Here is a 22,700-nt window from a genome sequence, read left to right on the forward strand (position 1 = left end):
TTCGTTCGTCTCGGGCCGTCCCCCGGGTCGTGCAGCCAACGCATCATCCCAAATCCCGCAAACATGCGGGTGCCCCTGTGAACCTTGGGAGTTAGGCACCATGACCCAGTCATCAGTGGAGCCCAAGACCACCGCGGAGGACGCGGGCAACGGCTCTCGCGTCCCGGCCGGCCGGTCTTGGCTCGATCGGTATTTCCACATATCCCGGAGAGGATCCACGGTCGCGCGCGAAGTGCGCGGCGGCGTCACCACCTTCATGGCGATGGCGTACATCCTGCTGCTGAACCCCGTGATCCTGTCCGGCAAGGACGCGGCGGGGGACACCATGGCCACCAAGGCCGTGATCACCGCCACCGCCTTCGCGGCGGCCCTCACCACCCTCCTCATGGGCTTCGTCGGCAAGGTGCCGCTGGCCCTCGCCGCCGGGCTCTCCGTGTCCGGCGTGATCTCCTCGCAGGTCGCCCCCGAGATGACCTGGCCGCAGGCCATGGGCATGTGCGTGATGTACGGCGTGGTGATCATGCTCCTGGTGGTCACCGGGCTCCGCGAGATGATCATGAACGCGATCCCGCTCGCCCTCAAGCACGGCATCACCATGGGCATCGGCCTGTTCATCGCGATCATCGGCCTGGTCAAGGGCGGTTTCGTCCACCCGGGCAAGGCGACCCCGCTCTCCCTCGGCCCGGCCGGCGAACTCTCGGGCTGGCCCGTCCTGCTCTTCGCGGGCACCCTCCTGCTCATCTTCATGCTCCAGGCGCGCAACATCCCCGGCGCGATCCTGATCGGCATCATCACCGGCACCGTCGTCGCCGTCATCCTCAACGCCGCCGACGTCATCGCCCCCGACCAGTGGGCGAACGGAACCCCCGAACTGCACGGCGGCGCGATCTCCACCCCCGACTTCTCCCTCTTCGGCGAGGTCGAGTTCGGCGGCTGGGGCCAGGTCGGCGCGATGACGGTCGGCATGATCGTCTTCACGCTGGTGCTCGCCGGCTTCTTCGACGCGATGGCCACCATCATCGGCGTCGGCACCGAGGCCAACCTCGCCGACGAGAAGGGCCGCATGCCCGGCCTGTCCAAGGCGCTGTTCATCGACGGCGCCGGCGGTGCCATCGGCGGCGTGGCGGGCGGCTCCGGCCAGACCGTCTTCGTCGAGTCCGCGACCGGCGTCGGCGAGGGCGCCCGCACCGGCCTCGCCTCCGTCGTCACCGGACTGTTCTTCGCGGCCTGTCTCTTCTTCACCCCGCTGACCGCGATCGTGCCCCAGGAGGTGGCCTCCGCCGCGCTCGTCGTCATCGGAGCGATGATGATGATGAACGCGCGGCACGTCGACTGGGCCGACCGCGCGACCGCCATCCCGGTCTTCCTGACCGTCGTCCTGATGCCCTTCACGTACACCATCACCACCGGTGTCGCGGCGGGCGTCATCGCCTGGGTGGCCATCAAGATCGCCCAGGGGAAGGCGCGCGAGATCGGCGCCTTCATGTGGGGTCTGACGGTGATCTTCCTGGTGTACTTCGCCCTCAACCCCATCGAAGGGTGGCTGGGCGTCCACTGACGCCGACGCCTCCCCGCACCCCCGAGGAGGCCGACATGCTGGACATCGCCGACGAGCTGCACCGGTGGGTCGAGCAGGGGCGTGACTTCGCCGTCGCCACCGTGGTGGCGGTCGACGGGAGCGCGCCCCGCCGGACCGGCGCCGCCCTCGCGGTCGACGCGGCCGGCACGGTCATCGGCTCGGTCTCCGGCGGCTGCGTGGAGGGCGCCGTCTACGAGCTGTGCGTCCAGGCGCTCCAGGACGGCGAAAGCGTCCTCGAACGCTTCGGCCACAGCGACCAGGACGCCTTCGCCGCCGGTCTGACCTGCGGCGGCGTCATCGACATCCTCATCACCCCGGTCCGCGCGCACTCCGCGTGCCGGCCGGTCATCGCGGCGGCCCTGGCCGCCTTCTCCTCGGGGGAGGCGGCGGCGGTCGCCCGCGTCGTGTCCGGGCCCGCCGAACTGATGGGCCGCGCCCTGCTCGTACGTCCTTCGAGCGCGTCGCCGGACGCGTACGAGGGCGGGCTCGGCGGATCGGCGCGGCTGGACCGCGCGGTGGCGGGGCAGGCCCGCGCCCTGCTCGACGCCGGACGCACCGGGACCGTCGAGATCGGCGCGGACGGATCGCGGTGCGGCCGGCCGGTGACGGTCCTCGTGGAGTCCGGCGTACCGCCACCCCGCATGATCGTGTTCGGCGCGATCGACTTCGCCGCCGCGCTGACACGGGTCGGCGCCTTCCTCGGCCACCACGTCACCCTGTGCGACGCACGGCCCGTCTTCGCGACGCCCGAGCGCTTCCCGGACGCCGACGAGATCGTGGTCGACTGGCCGCACCGCTACCTGGAGAAGACCGACGTCGACAGCCGCACCGTGCTGTGCGTGCTCACCCACGACCCCAAGTTCGACGTGCCGCTGCTGCGCCTCGCGCTGCGGCTGCCCGTCGCCTACGTCGGCGCGATGGGCTCCCGCCGCACCCACGAGGACCGCGCCGCCCGCCTGCGCGCCACCGGCGTCACCGAGCCGGAACTGGCTAGGCTGCGCTCGCCCATCGGCCTCGACCTCGGCGCCCGTACGCCCGAGGAGACCGCCCTGTCCATCGCCGCGGAGATCGTCGCCCACCGGCGGGGCGGCGGCGGGGCCCCGCTCACCGGGGCGCACACCCCCATCCACCACGAGCAGGAGGAGACGCGCCGAAGCCCCGGCTAACCGGCCTCGCCGGGGTCCGTGAGCCGGTCGACCACCCGGCCGAACATCCGCCGGGCCGTCGCGGCGAGCACCCCGTCGAACAGCGCGGGCAGCCACCGTACGGCCAGCTCCTCGCGCCACAGCACGGTGGAGCCGGTGGGCGTGGCGCGCACCTCGAACTCCGCCCAGCCCGTCACGAACGTCCCCCGCTTCGCCAGCCGGCACCGGCCCGGCGAGGTGCCCCGGGGCGGACGCCACTCGACCACCTCCATCGGATCGTCGAAGCCGACGGGGCCGAGCGCGCTGCGGGCCACGAAGACGGTGCCCACGCCGGTGGGCGGGGGCGTGCGCACCGTCACGCGGGTGAGCGGGACGACCTCGCCGTGCCGCTCCCACGAGGTCAGGCGGTGCCAGGCATCGGCGGGAGACAGCGGCGTACGTCGGGCGAACTGGAAGAGGGCCACGCCGTCGAGCCTAGAGCCACCCGCCCCCCACCTCAGCGGTCCGCGCCGGTTCGGCGGGCGGTGTACGCCACGAGGAACAGCGCCGCCCCGCAGAGCGCGACGAGGAGCCAGCCGGGGTGGGACGCCCGGGCGAGCTGTCCGGGGCCCTGCCCGGTGACGAGGCCCCCGGCCACCGCGACGCCGATCGCCGCGCCGAGCTGGCGGGCCGTGGAGGTGATGGCGCCCGCGACACCGGCGCGCTCGCGCGGCAGACCGCTCACCGCCGTGTTGGTGATCGGCGCGTTGGCGAACCCCACACCGACGCCGATGAGCAGGTAGGCGCCGAGCAGAAGGGGGTACGGCGTGTGGGCGCCGAGGCCGGTGAGCGGCGCCGCGCCCGCGGTCAGGGCCGTGGCGGCGATCACGAGCGGGCGGCGGGCTCCCCGGCGGGCGACCATGGCTCCGGCCACGGGCGCGCACACGGTGGCCGCCAGCGCCATGGGGAGGGTGGCGGTGCCTGCCAGGAGCGCGGAGAGCCCCCGGGTGTGCTGCAAGTAGTAGGTGTTCAGCAGCAAGGTGACGTTCAGCGCGGTGAAGACGGCCACGGCGCCGAGGACGGCCGCGCCGAAGGCGGGCGCGCGGAACAGCGCGAGGTCCATCAGCGGTGCGCGGCGCCGGCGTTCGACGGCCACGAAGGCGAGGGCCGCCACGGTGACGACCAGGTAGCCGGCCCCGGCCGACGGGGAGGCCCAGCCCAGGTGCGGGCCCTCTATGAGGAGCGCGACGGTGAGGCCGACGACGAGCATGAGCAGGATCTGACCGGGCAGGTCGAGCACGCGGTGCCGCGGGGCCCGCGACTCGGGGACGAACACCTTGCTCAGGACGAGCGCGGCGGCGATCACCGGGACGTTGATCCAGAACAGGGACTGCCAGCCGAAGGCCGTGAGGAGGGCGCCGCCGGTGACCGGCCCGGCGGCCATGCTCAGGCCGAAGACCGACGCCCACACGCCGATGGCACGGGCGCGTTCCCGCGCGTCCGTCATGGTGTTGACCACGATGGCCAGGGCCACGGGGCTCAGCATCGAGGCCCCGACGCCCTGGACGGCGCGGGCCGCGATCAGGACACCGGCGGACGGGGCGAGCGCGCACGCCAGGGAGGCCGCGCCGAAGACGGTCAGGCCGAGCCGGAACACCCGGCGCCGTCCGAAGCGGTCGGCCAACGCCCCGGAGGTGATCAGCAGGCCGGCCAGGACGACGGTGTAGGCGTCGACGATCCACTCCAGGTGGCGGGTGCCCGCTCCCAGACCCGCGCCGATCGCGGGCAGTCCCACGTTGACGATGGTCGTGTCCAGGCCGACAAGGAACATGCTCAGGGCGCAGATCGCCAGCACGGCGCGGCGCCGGCGGACCCCGAGAACGGGGGCGGCCCCGGCGTCGACAGGGGGTGTGGTCAGGGTCATGTGCGGCACCTTCGGTCGAGGGCGGTCGGTGCCCCCACACTCCGCCGGACGCCCCCCGATCCCCGACGCTTTTTGCGGAGGCCGCAAAATGGGGGCGATGGACGACATCCCCGCCATCCTCGACGGCATCGGGCCGCGGCTACGCGCCCTGCGCCGCGACCGGGGTCTCACCCTGGAGTCCCTGGCCGGGACCACCGGGATCTCGGTCAGCACGCTGTCCCGGCTGGAGTCCGGCATCCGCCGGCCCACGCTCGATCTCCTGATCCCGCTGGCCCGGGCCCACCGGGTCGCCATCGACCAGCTCATCGCGGCTCCCGCCACCGGCGATCCGCGGGTGCACCTGACCCCCCGACGCCGCAAGGGCGGCGGGGTGATCGTGCCGCTGACGGAGTACCCCGGCCGCCTCCAGGTGTTCAAGCAGATCCTGGCCCCGCGCGAACCGAGGCTGGTCACCCACGGCGGCTACGAGTGGCTGTACGTCCTGTCCGGCCGGCTCCGCCTGATCATCGGCGAGCGGGACCTGGAACTCGGCCCCGGCGAGGTCGCCGAGTTCGACACGACCGAACCCCACTGGTTCGGACCCGCCGGGGACGCCGCGGTGGAGGTCCTGCACCTGTTCGGGCCGCAGGGGCAACAGGCCAGAGCCCGCACGTAGGAGCGGGAGAGGCTCTACCGGTAGATCTTGCCCGGCTCCGCCTTGCCCGGCGCGAGCAGCTGGGAGACCGTCACGAAGACGTAGCCCCGCTTCTTCAGCTCCGCTATGACGCCGGGTACGGCGGGCACCGTGCCCCGGTAGATGTCGTGCAGCAGGATGATGCCGTCCCGCTTGGTCTGGTCGATGACCCGCTTGCGTATCAGCGCGGAGTCATCGGTCGTGTAGTCCTTGGCCGTGACGGTCCACAGGACCTGCGCGAGGCCCAGCTCCTCGGAGAGCTCGGTGATGTCGTCGTTGGTGCGGCCCTGCGGCGGGCGCATCAGCGTCGGCTTCTTGCCTATGAGCCTCTCGATGGCCTTGTTGGGGCGCTCCAGCTCGCGGCGCGCCTCGGCCGGCCCGATCTTCGTGAGGATCTTGTGCGACCAGGTGTGGCTGGCGACCTCGTGGCCCTCCGCGTCCATCCGCTTCACCAGCTCGGGGTACTTCTCGATGTGGTTCTTGCCGAGCGTGAAGAAGGTGGCGGGGACCTTCTCGTCCTTGAGGATCTTCAGCAGCCGCGGGGTGTTCTCGCTGGGGCCCGCGTCGAAGGTCAGCGCCACGCACTTGGCCCTGCGGCAGTCGACCGCGCCGAACGCGCCCTGGTCCGCCTTCTTGGCGGCGGCGCCCTCCTTGCGTACGGCGCTCGGCGCGGTGGTGTCGAGCTTGGTGCATCCGCTCACCGCGAGGACGAGGGCCGCTCCCGCCGCGAGGGCGACGGCGATGCGGGGCAACCTTTTCGGCGCGCGGGCCATCTTCATGGCGGCGGGGGGTGCGGCGACCGCGCGCGTGTCCTGGGTGGACGGGGTCGCGGGGGCGTTCTCGACGGGCGTGTTCTCGACGGGCATGCGATGACTATACAGAGTGTGTATACGTGACATGTATACAGGGTGTTCATAGTGGCGGCCAGGACGGTGTGGGCCGACAAGATCCCGCCCCCGGTTGCGGGCGTGCGGGGTCCCGATGCGCGTATTCCATAAGCCGCCGCGGCGCCGTCCCGTTTTCCTTTCGGGTGAATCGCGAGTGAATCGGCAGGCGTAACGTTCCGCTAATTTTCCGGCCGGGCGGGTACAACACTCATATGGAATCCATGGAGTGGGAACTTGCCATTTCGCACACAGCCGACCTCTTCATGTGGATCGCCGGTGTCGTCGTGGTCGCGGTCCTTCTCGGCGCCTTTTTCTGGGGGCAGCGCGTCCGCGGGCGCGAGTCCAGGCCCCCGAGCCCGGAAGAGCAGCCGAAGCGGCCATATGGGGGTCCCGTCAGGGAAGAGCGGGAGTACCGGGAGCCGGACGAGGTGTCCGAGGACGGCCACCGGCTCAACCCGCACGAGCTGAAAGGCGGGTACGGCCAGTCGAGCACGCACCGCTGTGCCTCGCAGGACCCCAAGGACCACCGGAAAGGCGACGGCGGCAGCTTCGGCAGCGGCGGCCTGGGCAGCTGAACGCCGTAATTCCGGGCCCCTTCACCCTCCGCGCGCAAACGTGACAGGCCGCATTCGGCCGCACCACACGAATGGAGTGACATGACTACTGCCAGAGACATCATGACCGCGGGCGCGGAGTGCGTCGGCGCCGACGAAAGCGTCCTGCAGGCCGCCCGCAAGATGACCGAACTCGACGTGGGCGCCCTGCCGATCTGCGGCACGGACAACAGGCTCAAGGGCATGCTCACCGACCGCGACATCGTCGTCAAAGTCCTCGGCAAGGGCAAGGACCCCGAGCGGACCACGGCGGGCGAGCTGGCCCAGGGCGAAGCCGTCACCATCGGCGCGGACGACGACGCCGGGGAGATCATGCGCACGATGACCGCGCACAAGGTCCGCAGGCTGCCCGTCATCGACGGCCACGACCTCGTCGGCGTCGTCGCCCAGGCGGACGTCGCCCGCAGCCTCCCCGACCCCCAGGTGGGCGACCTGCTCGAAGCGCTCTCCACCGACTGACCGGCTCCTTCGACGCGGGCCACGCCCCGCCCGCCGGCACGCCGGACGCGCTGGACGCGGCCCCCCGGGACCTGGCGAGGACACTTCCGCCGGGTCCCGCACTCGTGCGCCCGCGCCCTTGGCCTCCTCACCGCGCGTACTCACCCGTCTGCCGTACACCGCCGGGCCGTCCCCGCCCATCTGACAGAGGCTGTTCGAAGACTGGACGGGGCCCGCCGCCGTACGGCGGCACCGCGTACGAAGGCACCGCGTATGGAGGAGATCCGCATGACCACAGCGCCGGCACGGACCTGGGAGCACGCCGTCGTCACCGGCGGCGGCGGCTTCGTCGGATCGCATCTGTGCACCGCCCTGCTGGCCGCGGGCACGGCGGTGACCTGCGTCGACGACTTCAGCACCGGGCGCCCGGAGAACGTGTCCCCGCTGCTCGACCACCCCGGCTTCACGCTGATACGCGCGAACGTCGCCGAGGGGCTGGACGTCGACCGGCCGCCCGACCTCGTGTTGCACTTCGCGTCCCCCGCCTCCCCGGCCGACTATCTGCGGCTGCCCCTGCACACCCTGGAGACGGGCAGCCTCGGCACCCGCAACGCGCTGCGGCTCGCCCACCGCCACGGCGCCCGCTTCCTGCTCGCCTCCACCTCCGAGGTCTACGGCGACCCGCAGCAGAACCCGCAGGACGAGCGGTACTGGGGCCATGTGAACCCGGTGGGCCCGCGCAGCGTCTACGACGAGGCGAAACGCTTCGGCGAGGCCCTGACCACGGCTCACGCAGACGCGGAGGGCACCGACACGGCCATCGTGCGGCTGTTCAACACCTACGGCCCCCGCATGCGCGGCCACGACGGCCGGGCCGTGCCGACCTTCGTCCGCCAGGCACTGGACGGCGAATCCCTGACCGTCACCGGTGACGGCCACCAGACCCGCTCGCTGTGCTACGTCGACGACACCGTGCGCGGCATCCTCGCCGCCGCCGCCCACGGCATGCGCGGCCCGGTCAACATCGGCAACCCCGGCGAGATCACCATGCTCGACCTGGCCCGCCTGATCATCGACCTCACCGGATCCGACGCGCAGATCCGCTTCATCGACCGGCCCACGGACGACCCCGCCGTGCGCTGCCCGGACATCACGCTGGCACGCGACAAGCTCGGCTGGGAACCGCGCGTGGACGCCGAGGAAGGCCTGCGGCGCACGATCGACTGGTTCCGCGCCACGGCCCGCCCCTGACCCGGACCGGCGAGAGCCCAACGCCGGGCACCCACCGGAGCACAGCTCCGGACCCAGCGCCCCGGCCCCGTGCCCCGTACCGCCGACAGAACCTCGGATCCCTCATGCGCATCCTCGGAATCAACGCACTCTTCCATGACCCCGCCGCCGCCCTCGTGATCGACGGCAGGACCGTCGCCGCCGCGGAGGAGGAGCGGTTCTCGCGGCGCAAGCACGGCAAACGCCCCGTGCCGTTCTCCGCCTGGGAACTGCCCGAGCAGGCCGCCGCCTGGTGCCTGCGCAGGGCCGGCCTGCGGCCCCAGGACCTCGACGCCGTCGCCTACTCCTACGACCCCGCGCTCGCCCGGCCCGCGGCCGACATGGGGCTCGACGACCCCTGGGACCACCTGCGGCAGACCTACGCCCGTGAGGCGCCCGGCTTCCTCAAGGCCGCGCTGCCCGGCCTCGACCCGGGCATCGTCCGCTTCGTGCCGCACCACATGGCGCACGCCGCGTCGAGCGCCTTCGCCGCGCCCGGCGCCGAGGACTCCTCCGTCCTGGTCCTGGACGGCCGCGGCGAGCGCGCCTCGCACCTCGCCGCCCGGCGCGTGCGCGACACGCTGGAACCGCTGTACGCCCAGGACCTGCCGCACTCCCTCGGCCTGGTCTACGAGGAGCTGACCGGGCACCTCGGATTCCTCCGCTCCTGCGACGAGTTCAAGGTGATGGCCCTCGCCTCCCACGGCACCCCGCGCATGCTGCCCGAACTGCGCCGCCACGTGCACCCGACCGGCGACGGCGGGTTCCGCGCCACCGCCGTGCCCTGGCACGAGCTGTGCGCCCCGCGCCACGCCGACGAACCCTGGACCCAGGACCACGCCGACGTCGCGGCCAGCGCCCAGGCCGTCCTGGAGGAGACGCTGCTCGACCTCGCGCGCTGGCTGCACGGCAAGACGCACCACAGCGTCCTCACCCTCGCCGGCGGGGTCGCCCTGAACTGCGTCGCCAACTCCCGAATAGCCCGCGAGGGCCCCTTCTCCCGCGTCTGGGTGCAGCCCGCGGCCGGTGACGCGGGCACCGCCCTCGGCGGCGCGCTCCTGCTGTCCGCCGGACAGGGCGACGAGATCGCCCCCATGACCGGCGCCGACCTGGGCCGCGACTGGTCCGACGCCGAACTCGGCGCCTGGCTCAAGACCGCCGCCGTGGCCTTCGAACGCCCGCCGGACATCGCCGCCACCGTCGCGCGGGCACTGGCGGAGAACCGGATCGTCGCCTGGTTCCAGGGCCGCTCCGAGTACGGGCCGCGGGCCCTCGGCCACCGCTCGCTGCTGGCCCACCCCGGCCACGCCGGCAACCTCGAACGGCTCAACGACGTCAAGGGCCGCGAACAGTTCCGGCCCGTCGCCCCCATGGTGCTCGCCGACCGCGCCCGCGAGATCTTCGACGGGCCGCTGCCCAGCCCGTACATGCTCTTCGTGCACGACGTGGCCGAGCCCTGGCGGGAGCGGATCCCGGCCGTCGTCCACGTCGACGGGACAGCCCGCATCCAGACCGTGGACCCGGCGCGCGAACCCCTCGTGGCCCGCATGCTCGGCGAGTTCGAGAAGCTCACCGGCCTGCCCGTCGTGGTCAACACCAGCCTCAACACGGCCGGCCGCCCCATGGTGGACGACCCCCGCGACGCCCTGGAGTGCTTCGGCTCCTCGCCCGTCGACCTCCTCGCCATCGGCCCCTACGCCATCCGGCGCCGCGACCTCTTCGACGCCCCGGCACCCGAGGGAGGGGAGAGCCGATGACCGGGCACGCGACGGACACCGGTGACGTCGTCGCCACCGAGGGCGCGTACGCCGTGGTGATCCCGACGCTCGGCAGGCCCAGCCTCGGCGCCACCCTGCGCGCCCTGGCCGGAGCCGAGGGGCCCGGGCCGCTGCGCGTGGTCCTCGTCGACGACCGCCCGGGCGCCGACGGCACGACCCCGCTGCCCGTCCGGATACCGGCGGCCCTGCGCCCCGTCACCCTCGTCGTCGACGGCGGGGCCCGCGGCCCCGCCGCCGCGCGCAACACCGGCTGGCGCGCCGCCGGCCGCGCGCCGTGGATCGTCTTCCTCGACGACGACGTGGTGCCCGGCCCCACCTGGTGCGACGACCTCGCCCTCGACCTGGCCGCCACCACCCCCGAGGAAGGCGCGGTCACCGCCCGCATCGACGTCCCGCTCCCCGCCGACCGCAGGCCGACGGACTGGGAACGCAACACCGCCGGACTGGCCACCGCCCGCTGGATCACCGCTGACATGGCCTACCGCCGGGCGGCACTGGAATCCGTCGGCGGCTTCGACGAGCGCTTCCGCCGTGCCTTCCGGGAGGACGCGGACCTCGCCCTGCGGGTCCTCGCCGCCGGCTGGTCGATCGCCGAGGGCACCCGCGCCACGACCCATCCGGTGCGCCCGGCCGGCCGCTGGACCTCCGTGCGCCTCCAGGCCGGCAACGCCGACGACGTCCTCATGACGCGGCTGCACGGCCGCTACTGGTGGACCAGGGCGGCCGCACCACGGGGGCGGCTGCCCGGCCACCTCGCGGTCACCGCGGCGGCCGCCGGGGCCCTGGCCTGCGCCGCGCTGCGCAGACCGGCGGCCGCCGGCGCCTGCGCGGCGGCCTGGCTGGCCGGCACCGCCGAATTCGCCCTGGCGCGGATCCTGCCGGGCCCCCGCACCCGGGACGAGATCCTCACCATGGCGCTGACCAGCGCGTTCATCCCGCCCGCCGCCGTCTGGCACTGGCTGCGCGGCCAGGCCGCGCACCGGAACGCCGCGCCCCTCGACCCGCGTACGGGCACCACCGGCGGCCCCTCACGCGCGCCCGCCCGGCCCACCGACGAAGAGCGGGTCCGGCGATGAACCGGCGCCTCGTGGCACCCCCGCCCCCGACCGCCCCCGCCCGGCGCGACGACGGCCGCGGCCCCTGGCTCGTCGACGGCCCGCCCGCCCGGGGCCCGGCCCGACGCGGCGCCGCCCGCGCCCTGCCCGCGCTGGTCCTCTTCGACCGCGACGGCACCCTCGTCGAGGACGTGCCCTACAACGGCGACCCCGCGCGCGTACGGCTCATGCCGACCGCGCGGGACGCCGTCGCCGCCGTACGGGCCGCGGGCATCCCCCTCGGCGTCGTCAGCAACCAGTCGGGCGTCGCCCGCGGTCTGCTGACCCGCGACCAGGTCGAGGCGGTGCGGCGGCGCGTGGACGAACTCCTCGGCCCGCTGCACGTGTGGGCGATCTGCCCGCACGGCCCCGGCGACGGCTGCGGCTGCCGCAAACCGGCGCCCGGCCTCGTCCTCGCCGCCTGCGGGCGCCTCGGCGTCCCCGCCGCCCGCGCCGCCGTCATCGGTGACATCGGGGCCGACATGGGCGCCGCCCGCGCCGCCGGGGCCCGCGGCATCCTCGTGCCCACCCCGGTGACGCGCGCCGAGGAGATCGAGGCCGCCCCCGCCGTGGCCCCCGACCTGCTCACCGCCGTACGCCTGCTGCTGAGCCCCGACCCCGAGGGCGGCCACCGCCCCATGGAGGTGGAGGAGCGATGACCGGTTTCCGAACCCTGCCGCGCACACTCGTCGTACGTCTGGACAGCGCGGGCGACGTCCTGCTCGCCGGCCCCGCCGTGCGCGCCGTCGCGGCCGGCTCGTCGTACACCGCGCTGCTGTGCGGACCCCAGGGCGTCGAGGCGGGCAGGCTGCTGCCCGACGTGGACGACGTGCTGGTGTACGACGCCCCGTGGGTGGGGCTCGAAGCGGCGCCCGTGTCGCACACGGCCACGCGGCAGCTCCTCAACGAGGTGACGCAGGGCCGCTTCGACCGGGCCCTCGTGCTGGTCTCCTACCACCAGAGCCCGCTGCCCGCCGCGCTGCTGCTGAAGCTGGCCGGCGTCGGCTGGACCGCCGCCGACAGCGAGGACTACCCCGGCTCCCTGCTCGACCTGCGCCACCAGCGGCTGCCCCACCGCCACGAGGCGCGGGCCGCCCTCGACCTCGCCGAGGCCTGCGGCTTCGCCCTGCCGCCCGGCGACGACGGCGCCCTGCGCGTGGAGGCGACGCCGGACACCACCCCCCTCACCGGCGGCGAACCCTACGTCGTGCTCCACCCCGGCGCCGCCGTGCCCGCCCGCGCCTGGAGCCCCGAACGCGCCGAGCGCGCCGCGGCGGTCCTCAGCGCCGCAGGCCACCGCGTCGTGGTCACCGGCGGCCCCGACGAACGCGAACTGACCGCCAGGGTCGCCGGGCGGCACGCCCTCGACCTCGGCGGAGCCACCGATCTGCGGCGCCTGGCGGGCGTCCTGGCCAGGGCCAGGGCGGTGGTGTCCGGCAACACCGGGCCCATGCACCTCGCCGCCGCCGTCGGCACCCCCGTGGTCTGCCTCTTCGCGCCGGTCGTGCCGGCCGAGCGCTGGCGCCCGTACGGCGTCCCCCACGTCGTGCTCGGCGACCAGCACGCCGCGTGCGCGGACAGCCGGGCCCGGCAGTGCCCGGTGCCGGGCCACCCCTGCCTCGACCGGGTCGACGACGGCGAGGTGCTCGCCGCGGTGGCGTCCTTCGCCGAGGGCGCGGCCGACCGGACACGCCGCGCGCGGGCGGCGCCCGCCCGGGTCACCGCACCGGACGGCACGCCCGAAACGGAACGAGGAGCAAGCGTATGAACATCCTGCTGTGGCACGTGCACGGCTCCTGGACGACCGCGTTCGTCCAGGGCCCCCACACCTACCTCGTTCCCGTGACACCGGACCGCGGCCCCGACGGGCTCGGCCGGGCCCGGACCTTCTCCTGGCCCGCCTCCGTACGGGAAGTGACGCCCGAGGAGCTGCGGGAGGCGGAGGTGGACCTCGTCGTCCTCCAGCGCCCGCACGAACAGGAGCTGGCCGAACGCTGGCTCGGCGGCCGGCGCCCCGGACGGGACGTACCCGCCGTCTACCTGGAGCACAACGCGCCGGACGGCGACGTCCCCGACACCCGGCACCCCTGCGCGGACCGCGATGACCTGACGCTGGTCCACGTCACGCACTTCAACCGGCTGTTCTGGGACTGCGGCAACACCCGCACCGAGGTCATCGAACACGGCATCGTCGACCCCGGCCACCAGTACACCGGGCGCCTCGCCAGAGCCGCCGTCGTCGTCAACGACCCGGTGCGCCGCGGCCGGTACACCGGCACGGACCTGCTCCCCGCCCTCAGCGAGGCGGCCCCGCTCGACGTCTTCGGCATGCGCACCGAAGGGCTCGCCGCGCATCTCGGCCTCCCAGAGGACCGGTGCCGTGCCGCCGACCTGCCGCAGAGCGAACTGCACGGCGCGCTGGCGCAGCGCCGCCTGTACCTGCACCCCGTGCGCTGGACCTCCCTCGGCCTGTCCCTGCTCGAAGCCATGCAGCTGGGCATGCCCGTCGTGGCGCTCGCCACCACCGAGGCGATCGAGGCGGTGCCGCCCGGCGCGGGCGTCCTGTCCACCCGCCCCGAGGTCCTGGCCCGGGCCGCGCGGCGCTACCTGGAGGACCCGCGGGCCGCGGCCGAGGACGGCGCCCGCGCGCGCCAGGCCGCTCTCGAACGGTACGGACTGAAGCGCTTCCTGGCCGACTGGGAGCGCGTGATGACGGAGGCGTGCTCATGACCTCGTCCCTCGGCCCCTTCGACCCCGCCGCCTTCGGCGCGGCGCCCAGCGGCCCCGACAAGCTGTCCGTCGCCCTCGTCTCCGAACACGCCAGCCCGCTCGCCACCCTGGGCGGCGTGGACGCCGGCGGCCAGAACGTGCACGTCGCCGCGCTCGCGGGCGCCCTCGCAGACCGCGGCCACCACGTCACCGTCTACACCCGGCGCGACGACCGCGAACTGCCCGAGACGGTGCCCCTGCGCGAGGGCGTGCACGTGCACCACGTACCCGCCGGGCCGCCCGAGCAGATCCCCAAGGACGAACTGCTGCCCCACATGGGCGACTTCGGCCGCTATCTGGCCCGCACCTGGCGCCACCGGCCGCCCGACCTGGTGCACTCGCACTTCTGGATGTCCGGGCTCGCCTCCCTGTGGGCGACCCGCGAGCTGGGCCTGCCGCTGCTGCACACGTACCACGCGCTCGGCACCGTCAAGCGGCGCCACCAGCAGCTCGCCGACCCCAGCCCGCCGAGGCGGATCGCCCTGGAGACCGAGGTGGGCTCCGGCTGCGACCGGATCATCGCCACCTGCCGCGACGAGGTCGTGGAACTGGGCAGGATGGGCGTCCCCGCCGCCAAGACCACCGTCGTGCCCTGCGGTGTCGACACCGAGCTGTTCGCCCCGCGCGGCCCGGTCGCCGAACGCGGCACCGAACGGCACCAACTGCTCCAGCTCGGCCGCCTCGTGCCGCGCAAGGGCGCGGCCGTGTCCATCGCCGCGCTCGCCCGACTGCCCGAGACGGAGCTGGTCGTCGTCGGCGGTCCCCCCGCCGACCGCCTCGACGAGGACCCCGAGGTCCGGCGGCTGCGCGCACTCGCCCGGGAGGCGGGCGTCGCCGACCGGGTCCGCTTCACCGGCGGTGTGCCGAGCGCGGATGTGCCGGCGCTGCTGCGCGCGGCCGACATCGTGGTGTGCCCGGCGGACTACGAGCCGTTCGGCATCGTCCCCCTGGAGGCCATGGCGTGCGGCAGGCCCGTCGTCGCCAGCGCCGTCGGCGGCCAGCTCGACACGGTCGCCGACCCGGCCACCGGCCGCCTGGTGCCGCCCCGCGACCCCGAGGCCCTCGCCCGCGCCGTCGCCGACCTCCTCGCCGACCCCGCCGCCCGGGAGGCCTGCGGCGAGGCGGGACGCCGCCGCACCCTGCGCCGGTTCGGCTGGGACCGGGTCGCCGCGGCCACCGAGGCGGCGTACTGCGAGGTCCTGGACCCCCAGCCCGTCACGACCGGCGCCGGCGTGGTGTGAGCCCCGCCCCGACCCACCGCGGAGCACCGACATCCGAAGGAGGCAGGGCCCGCCGCCCCTCGGCGCGGCGCGCCCGAGCAGCATGAACGAAACCCCCGCACTCGACGCCGCGCATCTGCACTGCCGGTCGCTGGAGCAGGCGCTTCGGCGGTTGCGCCGGGACAGCCTCGGCCGGCTCACGGAGTGGGGCGGGCGGCTCGCCGCCGCGCTGCCCTCCGGAAACCGGCTCCTCGCCGCCGGCAACGGCGGCAGCGCCGCCCAGGCGCAGCACCTGACCGCCGAACTGGTGGGCCGCTACCGGCACGAGCGGCCGGCGTACTCGGCGATCTCCCTGCACGCGGAGACCTCCAGCATGACCGCCATCGGCAACGACTACGGCTTCGACCACGTGTACGCCCGCCAGGTCACCGCCCACGGCAGGCCCGGCGACATCCTCCTCCTGCTGTCCACCTCCGGCCGCAGCGCCAACCTGATCACCGCGGCGGTCGCGGGCCGCGCCGCGGGCCTGCGCGTCTGGTCCCTCACCGGGCCGGGCCCCAACCCGCTCGGCGAGGCCGCCGACGAGCCGCTGTACATCGACGGCGACACCACGGCCACCGTCCAGGAGGCCCACCTGGTCGCCGTCCACCTGCTCTGCGAGGCCTTCGACGCGGCCCTCGCCGCACCACCCGTCGCCGCCGCCGTCGGCCGGGCCGCGCCCGCCGCGGTCCCCGTCCACGGGAGCACGCCGTGAGCGGGCCGAAGCCGCTCGTCGTCGTCGGGGACGTGCTGCTCGACGAGGACATCGAAGGAGTCGCCACCCGGCTCGCCCCCGACGCGCCCGCCCCGGTCGTCGACGTCACCGTCGACCGGCGCCACCCCGGCGGCGCCGGCCTCGCCGCGGCGCTCGCGGCCCGCGGCGGCCGCGAAGTGATCCTCGTGACCGCGCTCGGCGACGACCCCGCGAGCGAAGCCGTCCGCCGCGAACTGACGGGCCGCGTACGGCTGGTGGAGCTGCCGCTGAACGGCACCCTGCCGGTCAAGACCCGCGTCCTGGCCGCCGGCCGCCCCCTCGTGCGCATCGACCGGGGCGGCGGCACACCGGGCGAACCCGACGCGGCGGTGCGCGACGCGCTGGCCCAGGCCCACGCCGTCCTCGTCGCCGACTACGGACGGCACACCGCCAGCGCCGTACGCGACCACCTCGCGGCCGTCACCCCGCGCACCCCGCTCGTGTGGGACCCGCACCCCAAGGGCGACACCCCCGTGCCGGGCGCCCGGCTGGTCACCCCGAACGCGGCCGAGACCCGCGCCCTGTGCCCCGACGGCGGCGAGAGCCTGCGCGCGTATGCGGAACGGGGCACCGAACTCGCCGACCGCTGGCGGGTGAGCGGCGTCGCCGTGACCCTCGGCGAGCGCGGTGTCCTGCTGACCAGGCCCGGCTCCGGCACGCCGATGCTCGTCCCCCCGCCGTTCCGCGCGGGCGGTGACCCCTGCGGCGCGGGGGACTGCTTCGCCGCCACCACGGCCGCGGCGCTCGCGGACGGCGCGCTCCCCGAGGAGGCCCTCCAGCGGGCGGTGGCCGAAGCCGCCGCGTTCGTCTCGGCGGGCGGCGCCACCAACCCCGGCCTGTGGCGCGTCACGCCCGCCGCCGGCGCCGAGGAGACACCGGCCACCGACGCGTTCGAGCTCGCCGAGCGGGTCCGCGCGCGCGGCGGCACGGTGGTCGCGACCGGTGGCTGCTTCGACCTGCTGCACGCCGGGCACGTCGGCCTCCTCGACAGCGCCCGGGCCATCGGCGACTGCCTGATCGTGTGCCTCAACTCCGACGCGTCACTGGCCCGCCGCAAGGGCCCCGGCCGCCCCCTCAACCAGGAGGCGGACCGCGTCCGCGTCCTGCGGGCGCTCGCCAGCGTCGACGCCGTCGCCGTCTTCGAGGAGGACACCCCGCAGGAACTCCTGAACAGGCTGCGGCCCGACGTCTGGGTCAAGGGCGGCGACTACTCCGTCCAGGACCTGCCCGAGGCGCGGGCGCTGCGGGCCTGGGGCGGGCAGGCCGTCGTCCTGCCCTACCTCGACGGCCGCTCCACCACGCTGCTGACCCGGCGGGCCGCGGCCGCCGGGACACCGACGTGAGCGGGCCGCCGGACGGCACCCCGCACCGGCCGCGCGCGCTGGTGCTGCGGGCGCTCGGGCTCGGCGACCTGCTGACCGCCGTACCCGCGCTGCGCGCCCTGCGGCGGTGGCTGCCGGACCACGAGATCGTGCTGGCCGCGCCCGAACGCCTGGCCCCCGCCGCGGCCGCGACCGGCCTGGTGGACCGGTTGCTGCCCGCCTCGGCGCCCGGCCGCCGGGTGCCCGCCGTGCTCCCCTGGACGGGGCCGCCGCCCGACCTCGCCGTGGACCTGCACGGCAACGGCCCGCCGAGCCATCTCCTGCTCCAACGGCTGCGACCCCGGCGGCTCCTGGCGTACGCGCATCCCGGGACCCCCGACATCGAGGGTCCCGCCTGGCGCGACGCCGAGCACGAACGGGAGCGGTGGTGCCGGCTCCTGACCTGGTACGGCGTCCACGCCGATCCGGACGACCTGCGCATCCCCGGGCCGGCGACGCCCTCCCCGGCGCCCGGCGCGGTCGTCGTGCACCCCGGCGCCGACGCCGGGGCCCGCCGGTGGCCGCCGGAGCGGTTCGCGGCCGTGGCGCGGCGGCTGCGGGGGGAGGGCCACGAGGTCGTCGTGACCGCGGGGGCGGGGGAGGAGGTCACCGCGCGGCGGGTGGCCGAGGAGGCGGGCCTCGCCCCGGGGGCCGTGCTGGGCGGCGCGGAGGACGTGCCCTTCGACCGGCTCACGGCGCTCGTGGCCCACGCGCGGTGCGTCATCGTCGGGGACACGGGCCTCGCCCATCTGGCGACGGCGCTGGGTACGCCCTCGGTGGTGCTGTTCGGGCCCGTCGCCCCCCGGCTCTGGGGGCCGCCGCCCGGTCCCCGGCATCGCGCGCTGTGGCACCCCGACGGTGACGGGGCCGCCCGCCCGGGCGACGCGCATGGGCTCCGCCCGGATGAGCGGTTGCTGCGGATCACTCCGGAGGAGGTGCTGCGGGCGGTACGGGCCCTGCCGACGGGCTCACCGCGGGAAGCGGTGCCTGCGCGTTGGCGGTAGGGCCCCTTCGCGGGGCCTGGCGTGCGTCACCTTCTTGCGCCCCGTCGTGGGCGCCCCTTGCGGGGTGCTTTTGCGTGCCGGCGCATGGGCGCGCCCCGTCAGGGGCGCGAGGAACTGCGCGCGCAACCAGAAGCCGGGTCGCACTCGCGGGCGAGACGTCCGGGGGCAGACGAGGGGTTGGTCGCTGCGGGTTGTCGTGGGGCTGGTCGCGCAGTTCCCCGCGCCCCTTGGGGGGTGGCAGTGCGCCCTGTCAGGGGCGTGCGGAAGTGTGCGCGCCCCTTGGGGCATCGAGGTGCGCCCCGTCAGGGGCGCGGGGAACTGCGCGCGCAACCAGAAGCCGGGTCGCACTCGCGGGCGAGACGTCCGGGGGCAGACGCGGGGTTGGTCGCTGCGGGTCGTCGTCGGCTGGTCGCGCAGTTCCCCGCGCCCCTTGGGGGGTGGCAGTGCGCCCCGTCAGGGGCGCGGGGAACTGCGCGCGCAACCAGAAGCCGGGCCGCATGTGAGGGCGAGACGGGCGGGGGCGTAAGGCGGCGTTACGCTGCCGCGCGCAGTGTCGGGCGGGCTGCGGGGTCGTCGCTGCGGAGGAGTACCGGCACGGGCACCGGGACGTTTTCGCGTTCGCGGAGGAGGAAGCCCGCGCCGATGGAACCGGCGATGATCAGGCCCCCGGAGACCAGCGCGCCCCGCGGGCCCGCCAGTTCCATGAGGAGGCCGAGCGCGGGCGGGCCCGCGAGGCCCCAGGCCGTGCTGACGCTGCCCCACACGCCGAGCACCCGGCCCCGCAGCCGCGCCGGCGGGTCGGTCTGGAGGATCGTCGTGCCCGCGGTGTCGGAGACGGTCTCCACGACCGCCATGGGCAGCACCAGGACGAGCAGCACCGCGAAGGAGGGCGACAGGCCCGCCACCACCTGGAGCAGCGCGCCCGCCGCGGCCAGCAGGCCCACCAGCCGCACCGACGGCCGGCGCAGCCGGGCCCCGAGGACGGCGCCGACGATGCCCCCGACGGCGAGGACGGTCGAGACCGTGCCGAACGACCCGGCGCCCCCGGCGAGCGGCCCGGTGACGAGCACGGCCAGGGTCAGCGTGTAGTTGCGCCCGAAGACGGCGCTGACGCCGGTGATGCCCGCTAGGGCCACCAGCCGGGGCCGCCGCAGGAAGAAGACGAGACCTTGACGCACGGTCATGTCCTGCCCGTCGGACTCGGACTCGGAGGACTCGGACTCGGGCCCGGGCCCGGGGTCTTCGTGCCCGGGGTCGCGCGGCGCGTACGCGGGACGCAGGAAAGGGATGACGGAGGCGACGAAGAGGAAGGACACGCCGTTGGCGGCGTAGGCGGCCGCCGTGCCGAGGAAGGCGACCGTGACACCGCCGAGCGCGGCACCGGCGAGGCGGCCCGCGCTGTGCACGAGCGAGCCCACACCGATGGCGGAGGGCACGTCCCGCGGCGGCACGAGGTCGTTGCCGAGCAGGGCGCACGCGGGACCGTCGACCGTGGCGACGACGCCGGTGAGGCCGGCCAGGACCAGCAGCACGGTCAGGTCGAGCCGCCCGCACGCCACGAGGACGGCCGTCGTGAAGGCGATGGCGCCGAGCAGGGTCTGGCTGACGGCGGCGGTCACCTTGCGGGGCCAGCGGTCGACGGCGGCGCCGCCCGCCACGCTCATGAGCAGCGCGGGCGCGGCCTGCACGGACATGGACAGGCCGGTGGCGGCGGCGGACCCGGTGATCTGCAGGACCAGCAGGTTCTGCACGGTCAGCTGCATCCACGTACCGGCGTTGGACACGAAGTTGGCGAGGGACCACCAGCGCATGCTGCGGTACTTCAGGGACCGCCACGGGGACCGTGAGCCGTCGGCGGGCGGGACGGGGGCGGGCGCGGCGGAGGCAGGAGAGGCGAGGGAGGAAGGCACAGGTATTCGGGACTCGGGACTCGGAGGCGGCCCGAAGGGCTCGGGCGGGGCGGCGGACCGGCGGGAGCTGCGGGGCACCGGCAGCACTGCGCGGTCACTCCACCGGATCTGGGGGGGCGCCGTGTCGCCGGAAGGGCGTCTCCTGGGCCGCGCCGAGCGGGCGGACGTTCCGGAGTACGGCGTCGACCATGGTGGCAGACGGCTCTAGGACGGTCCGGCGCAGCACCACCGGACGCCCCGTCGAACGTCATCAAGTCCCCGGCGACCAGGGCCCGTTCGCGCTTCTGGTGTGCTTGCTCACACGGCCCCCGGCAGGGGCCGGCGCACCGGCGTCGGTGACGGGGGCCACAGCGGCAGGCGGCACGCGGGCGGCCGCCCCGAGGTGCCGGAGCGTGCGCGCCGCGTCACAGTGGGAGGCGGAGCGGCCGCCGAGCGCGGGCCGCGGCAACCGGTACGAGGAAAGGCACGGGCATGGGCGGCGCGGCGCAGGTCGACCTCCACGGCAAGCAGGCGCTGGTGACCGGCGCGGCGCGCGGTCTGGGCGCCTCGATCGCGCGGAAGCTGGCGGGGGCGGGGGCGAGGGTGCTCGCCGCCGACGTCCGCAAGGACCTCGCCCAGCAGCTCTGCGAGGAGCTGGTCCGCGAGGGCGGCGACGCCCGCTTCGTGGAGCTGGACGTACGGGACGCCGCCGCGGTCGCCGCCGTCTTCCGGGACCTGGAGGCGGCGGGGGAGGCGGTCGACATCCTGGTCAACAACGCCGCCGTGGACGTCTCCAAGCCGATCGAGCACCTCACCGCCTCCGAGGTGACCCGGGTGGTCGAGACCAACCTCCTCGGCCCGATGTACCTGTGCCTGGAGACCTACCGGCGCATGGTCGCCCGCGGCGGCGGCCACATCGTGAACATCCTGTCCACCGCCGCCAACCGCACCTGGACCGAGGCCGGCCCGTACGCCGCGGGCAAATCGGGCCTGCGGGCGTTCACCCACACGCTGTTCAAGGAGGCCCAGCGCGACTGCGTGGGGATCGGCGTCACGGGGATCATCGCAGGCGGCATGGAGACCCCGTTCATCATGGAGCGCTTCCCGGACACCGACGTGTCCATGCTGCAGAGCCCGGACATCGTGGCCGACACGCTGCTGTACGCGCTGTCGGTCCCCGCGGGCAGCGCCGTCTCCGAGCTGGTCGTCGTGCCGCGCAGGGAGCCGTCCTGGCCGTGAGGCACCGGGCCCCCGCACGTCTCACCGGCGGAAGGAAGGTCGTCCCATGACGCCGACGATGTTCTCCATGACACCGGCGGCCCCGCCCCCGTGGGAGAGGGCGCTGGTGACCGCGGGCGCCGGATTCCTCGGCTCGCACCTGTGCGAGCGCCTGCTCGGCGCGGGCGTCGAGGTCACGTGCGTGGACGGCGTACCGGCGGAAGCGGCCCTCGGCGTCGCGCACCTGGCCGCCGCCCCCCGCTTCCGCTACGTGCGCCAGGACATCGAGCGGCCCGACTGCCGTGCGGCCCTCGCCGGGCCGTACGACCTCGTCCTGCACCTGGCCTGCCCCGCCGCGTCCGCCGCCCGCGCCGCGCACCCGCCCGCGACACCCGACGGACACAGCCCCGGCACCCGCAACGCCCTGGCCGTCGCCGCCCGGGACGGCGCGCGGTTCCTGCTCGTCTCCACCTGCGAGGCGGGCGCCCACCGCGCGCACGACGCGGCACGGCGTTCCTCGGAGACGCTGACCACCGCGTTCGTCACCGCCAAGGACGCCGACGCGGGAATCGTGCGGCTCTTTCCCGCGTACGGCCCCCGCATGGAGCCCGAGGACGGCCCCTTGATCCCCACCCTCATCCGGCAGGCGCTGAGCGGCACATCAGTGACCGTCCCCGGCGACGGCGACCGAAGGCCCTCCCTGTGCTACGTGGACGACACGGTCGACGGGGTGCTCCTGGTGGCCGCGAGCCGCTCGGTGCGGCCGGTCGACATCGGCGCCGAGCCCACGGAGACCGTCGCCGGGATCGCCCGCCGGGTGATCGCCCTGACCGGTTCGCACGCCCGCCTGGAGTTCACCGGCACACGCACCGACGAGCCGGGACCGCCCCTGCCCGCGACCGGCTTCGCCCACGAGATCTTCGGCTGGACGCCGAGGGTCCTGCTGGACGACGGGCTCAAACGCACCGTCGCCGACTTCCTCGACCGCCCTGCGCGCAGCAGGCCCCCCACCCCGCCGAACGCCGGGGGAGGTGGACACCTTGCGTGCTCCTGGTGACCGGGGGAG

Annotated in this window: 21 protein-coding genes; 17 read left to right on the forward strand and 4 right to left on the reverse strand. The window is 75.0% G+C overall.

Annotated features, from left to right (window positions below; translation table 11 throughout):
- Nucleotides 1-100 precede the first annotated feature (100 nt).
- A complete protein-coding gene (locus ACZ516_RS32995; RefSeq protein WP_358911101.1) occupies nt 101-1,558 on the forward strand; it encodes an NCS2 family permease in 1,458 nt (485 codons plus the stop codon).
- Nucleotides 1,559-1,593: 35 nt separating this feature from the next.
- On the forward strand, nt 1,594-2,745 hold the full coding sequence (locus ACZ516_RS33000) for an XdhC family protein (protein WP_469013339.1): 1,152 nt from the start codon (nt 1,594-1,596) through the stop codon (nt 2,743-2,745).
- Here ACZ516_RS33000 and ACZ516_RS33005 read toward each other — a convergent pair.
- Nucleotides 2,742-3,188, reverse strand: a complete 447-nt coding sequence (locus tag ACZ516_RS33005; RefSeq protein WP_469013342.1) for an SRPBCC family protein — start codon at nt 3,186-3,188, stop codon at nt 2,742-2,744. The two genes, ACZ516_RS33000 and ACZ516_RS33005, sit on opposite strands and share 4 nt — an antisense overlap.
- Before the next feature lie 32 nt (nt 3,189-3,220).
- Nucleotides 3,221-4,627 carry an MFS transporter gene (locus tag ACZ516_RS33010; protein WP_469013344.1) on the reverse strand — a complete coding sequence of 469 codons (1,407 nt, stop codon included), beginning with the start codon at nt 4,625-4,627 and terminating at the stop codon, nt 3,221-3,223.
- A gap of 97 nt (nt 4,628-4,724) precedes the next feature.
- Between ACZ516_RS33010 and ACZ516_RS33015 the strand changes: the two genes are divergently transcribed.
- Nucleotides 4,725-5,282: a helix-turn-helix domain-containing protein gene (locus tag ACZ516_RS33015; RefSeq protein WP_469013345.1), complete on the forward strand. Its 558-nt coding sequence runs from the start codon at nt 4,725-4,727 to the stop codon at nt 5,280-5,282.
- Between the two features lie 14 nt (nt 5,283-5,296).
- On the opposite strand, the gene ACZ516_RS33020 is transcribed toward ACZ516_RS33015, so the two are convergent.
- On the reverse strand, nt 5,297-6,079 hold the full coding sequence (locus tag ACZ516_RS33020) for a polysaccharide deacetylase family protein (protein ID WP_469013404.1): 783 nt from the start codon (nt 6,077-6,079) through the stop codon (nt 5,297-5,299).
- A gap of 320 nt (nt 6,080-6,399) precedes the next feature.
- Here ACZ516_RS33020 and ACZ516_RS33025 point away from each other — a divergent pair, with 320 nt between their 5' ends.
- The 12 genes from ACZ516_RS33025 (at nt 6,400) to ACZ516_RS33080 (ending at nt 18,527) form a co-directional block, all read left to right on the forward strand.
- On the forward strand, nt 6,400-6,762 hold the full coding sequence (locus ACZ516_RS33025; RefSeq protein WP_361087657.1) for a DUF6479 family protein: 363 nt from the start codon (nt 6,400-6,402) through the stop codon (nt 6,760-6,762).
- Nucleotides 6,763-6,843: 81 nt separating this feature from the next.
- Entirely contained in the window at nt 6,844-7,260 is a 417-nt protein-coding gene (locus ACZ516_RS33030; protein ID WP_358586635.1) for a CBS domain-containing protein, read from the forward strand.
- A 267-nt stretch (nt 7,261-7,527) separates the two neighbouring features.
- On the forward strand, nt 7,528-8,490 hold the full coding sequence (locus ACZ516_RS33035) for an NAD-dependent epimerase/dehydratase family protein (RefSeq protein ID WP_358586633.1): 963 nt from the start codon (nt 7,528-7,530) through the stop codon (nt 8,488-8,490).
- 104 nt (nt 8,491-8,594) lie between these two features.
- Nucleotides 8,595-10,265, forward strand: a complete 1,671-nt coding sequence (locus ACZ516_RS33040; RefSeq protein WP_469013348.1) for a carbamoyltransferase family protein — start codon at nt 8,595-8,597, stop codon at nt 10,263-10,265.
- A complete protein-coding gene (locus ACZ516_RS33045; RefSeq protein ID WP_469013351.1) occupies nt 10,262-11,362 on the forward strand; it encodes a glycosyltransferase family 2 protein in 1,101 nt (366 codons plus the stop codon). The genes ACZ516_RS33040 and ACZ516_RS33045 overlap by 4 nt, the downstream gene beginning before the upstream one ends.
- Nucleotides 11,359-12,039 (forward strand): HAD-IIIA family hydrolase, encoded by a 681-nt coding sequence (locus tag ACZ516_RS33050; protein ID WP_469013354.1) that lies wholly within the window; start codon nt 11,359-11,361, stop codon nt 12,037-12,039. The genes ACZ516_RS33045 and ACZ516_RS33050 overlap by 4 nt, the downstream gene beginning before the upstream one ends.
- Nucleotides 12,036-13,148, forward strand: a complete 1,113-nt coding sequence (locus tag ACZ516_RS33055; protein ID WP_469013356.1) for a glycosyltransferase family 9 protein — start codon at nt 12,036-12,038, stop codon at nt 13,146-13,148. Before ACZ516_RS33050 ends, ACZ516_RS33055 begins: the two co-directional genes overlap by 4 nt.
- Nucleotides 13,145-14,110 (forward strand): glycosyltransferase, encoded by a 966-nt coding sequence (locus ACZ516_RS33060; protein ID WP_469013358.1) that lies wholly within the window; start codon nt 13,145-13,147, stop codon nt 14,108-14,110. The genes ACZ516_RS33055 and ACZ516_RS33060 overlap by 4 nt, the downstream gene beginning before the upstream one ends.
- On the forward strand, nt 14,107-15,390 hold the full coding sequence (locus ACZ516_RS33065; protein ID WP_469013360.1) for a glycosyltransferase: 1,284 nt from the start codon (nt 14,107-14,109) through the stop codon (nt 15,388-15,390). The genes ACZ516_RS33060 and ACZ516_RS33065 overlap by 4 nt, the downstream gene beginning before the upstream one ends.
- A gap of 82 nt (nt 15,391-15,472) precedes the next feature.
- Nucleotides 15,473-16,123 carry a D-sedoheptulose-7-phosphate isomerase gene (locus ACZ516_RS33070; RefSeq protein WP_469013363.1) on the forward strand — a complete coding sequence of 217 codons (651 nt, stop codon included), beginning with the start codon at nt 15,473-15,475 and terminating at the stop codon, nt 16,121-16,123.
- The gene (gene rfaE2 / locus ACZ516_RS33075; protein ID WP_469013365.1) at nt 16,120-17,505 is read left to right on the forward strand and encodes a D-glycero-beta-D-manno-heptose 1-phosphate adenylyltransferase; all 1,386 of its coding nucleotides are present in this window, start codon (nt 16,120-16,122) and stop codon (nt 17,503-17,505) included. The genes ACZ516_RS33070 and rfaE2 overlap by 4 nt, the downstream gene beginning before the upstream one ends.
- Nucleotides 17,502-18,527, forward strand: coding sequence for a glycosyltransferase family 9 protein (locus tag ACZ516_RS33080; RefSeq protein ID WP_469013368.1), 1,026 nt, complete (start codon nt 17,502-17,504; stop codon nt 18,525-18,527). Before rfaE2 ends, ACZ516_RS33080 begins: the two co-directional genes overlap by 4 nt.
- A gap of 533 nt (nt 18,528-19,060) precedes the next feature.
- Here ACZ516_RS33080 and ACZ516_RS33085 read toward each other — a convergent pair.
- The gene (locus ACZ516_RS33085; RefSeq protein ID WP_469013370.1) at nt 19,061-20,338 is read right to left on the reverse strand and encodes an MFS transporter; all 1,278 of its coding nucleotides are present in this window, start codon (nt 20,336-20,338) and stop codon (nt 19,061-19,063) included.
- 570 nt (nt 20,339-20,908) lie between these two features.
- On the opposite strand from ACZ516_RS33085, the gene ACZ516_RS33090 reads away from it, so the two are divergent.
- A complete protein-coding gene (locus tag ACZ516_RS33090) occupies nt 20,909-21,655 on the forward strand; it encodes an SDR family oxidoreductase (protein ID WP_469013373.1) in 747 nt (248 codons plus the stop codon).
- Between the two features lie 46 nt (nt 21,656-21,701).
- Nucleotides 21,702-22,691 (forward strand): NAD-dependent epimerase/dehydratase family protein, encoded by a 990-nt coding sequence (locus ACZ516_RS33095; protein ID WP_469013375.1) that lies wholly within the window; start codon nt 21,702-21,704, stop codon nt 22,689-22,691.
- Nucleotides 22,692-22,700 lie beyond the last annotated feature (9 nt).

Source organism: Streptomyces sp. NPDC034037 (genome assembly GCF_055575715.1).

Bases quoted from the DNA above. Each gene is read 5' to 3' on its own strand.
- ACZ516_RS32995 (WP_358911101.1), top strand. From the start codon at position 101: ATGACCCAGTCATCAGTGGAGCCCAAGACCACCGCGGAGGACGCGGGC.
- ACZ516_RS33000 (WP_469013339.1), top strand. From the start codon at position 1,594: ATGCTGGACATCGCCGACGAGCTGCACCGGTGGGTCGAGCAGGGGCGT.
- ACZ516_RS33010 (WP_469013344.1), bottom strand. From the start codon at position 4,627: ATGACCCTGACCACACCCCCTGTCGACGCCGGGGCCGCCCCCGTTCTC.
- ACZ516_RS33015 (WP_469013345.1), top strand. From the start codon at position 4,725: ATGGACGACATCCCCGCCATCCTCGACGGCATCGGGCCGCGGCTACGC.
- ACZ516_RS33020 (WP_469013404.1), bottom strand. From the start codon at position 6,079: ATGAAGATGGCCCGCGCGCCGAAAAGGTTGCCCCGCATCGCCGTCGCC.
- ACZ516_RS33025 (WP_361087657.1), top strand. From the start codon at position 6,400: ATGGAATCCATGGAGTGGGAACTTGCCATTTCGCACACAGCCGACCTC.
- ACZ516_RS33030 (WP_358586635.1), top strand. From the start codon at position 6,844: ATGACTACTGCCAGAGACATCATGACCGCGGGCGCGGAGTGCGTCGGC.
- ACZ516_RS33035 (WP_358586633.1), top strand. From the start codon at position 7,528: ATGACCACAGCGCCGGCACGGACCTGGGAGCACGCCGTCGTCACCGGC.
- ACZ516_RS33040 (WP_469013348.1), top strand. From the start codon at position 8,595: ATGCGCATCCTCGGAATCAACGCACTCTTCCATGACCCCGCCGCCGCC.
- ACZ516_RS33045 (WP_469013351.1), top strand. From the start codon at position 10,262: ATGACCGGGCACGCGACGGACACCGGTGACGTCGTCGCCACCGAGGGC.
- ACZ516_RS33050 (WP_469013354.1), top strand. From the start codon at position 11,359: ATGAACCGGCGCCTCGTGGCACCCCCGCCCCCGACCGCCCCCGCCCGG.
- ACZ516_RS33055 (WP_469013356.1), top strand. From the start codon at position 12,036: ATGACCGGTTTCCGAACCCTGCCGCGCACACTCGTCGTACGTCTGGAC.
- ACZ516_RS33060 (WP_469013358.1), top strand. From the start codon at position 13,145: ATGAACATCCTGCTGTGGCACGTGCACGGCTCCTGGACGACCGCGTTC.
- ACZ516_RS33065 (WP_469013360.1), top strand. From the start codon at position 14,107: ATGACCTCGTCCCTCGGCCCCTTCGACCCCGCCGCCTTCGGCGCGGCG.
- ACZ516_RS33070 (WP_469013363.1), top strand. From the start codon at position 15,473: ATGAACGAAACCCCCGCACTCGACGCCGCGCATCTGCACTGCCGGTCG.
- ACZ516_RS33085 (WP_469013370.1), bottom strand. From the start codon at position 20,338: ATGCGCTGGTGGTCCCTCGCCAACTTCGTGTCCAACGCCGGTACGTGG.
- ACZ516_RS33090 (WP_469013373.1), top strand. From the start codon at position 20,909: ATGGGCGGCGCGGCGCAGGTCGACCTCCACGGCAAGCAGGCGCTGGTG.
- ACZ516_RS33095 (WP_469013375.1), top strand. From the start codon at position 21,702: ATGACGCCGACGATGTTCTCCATGACACCGGCGGCCCCGCCCCCGTGG.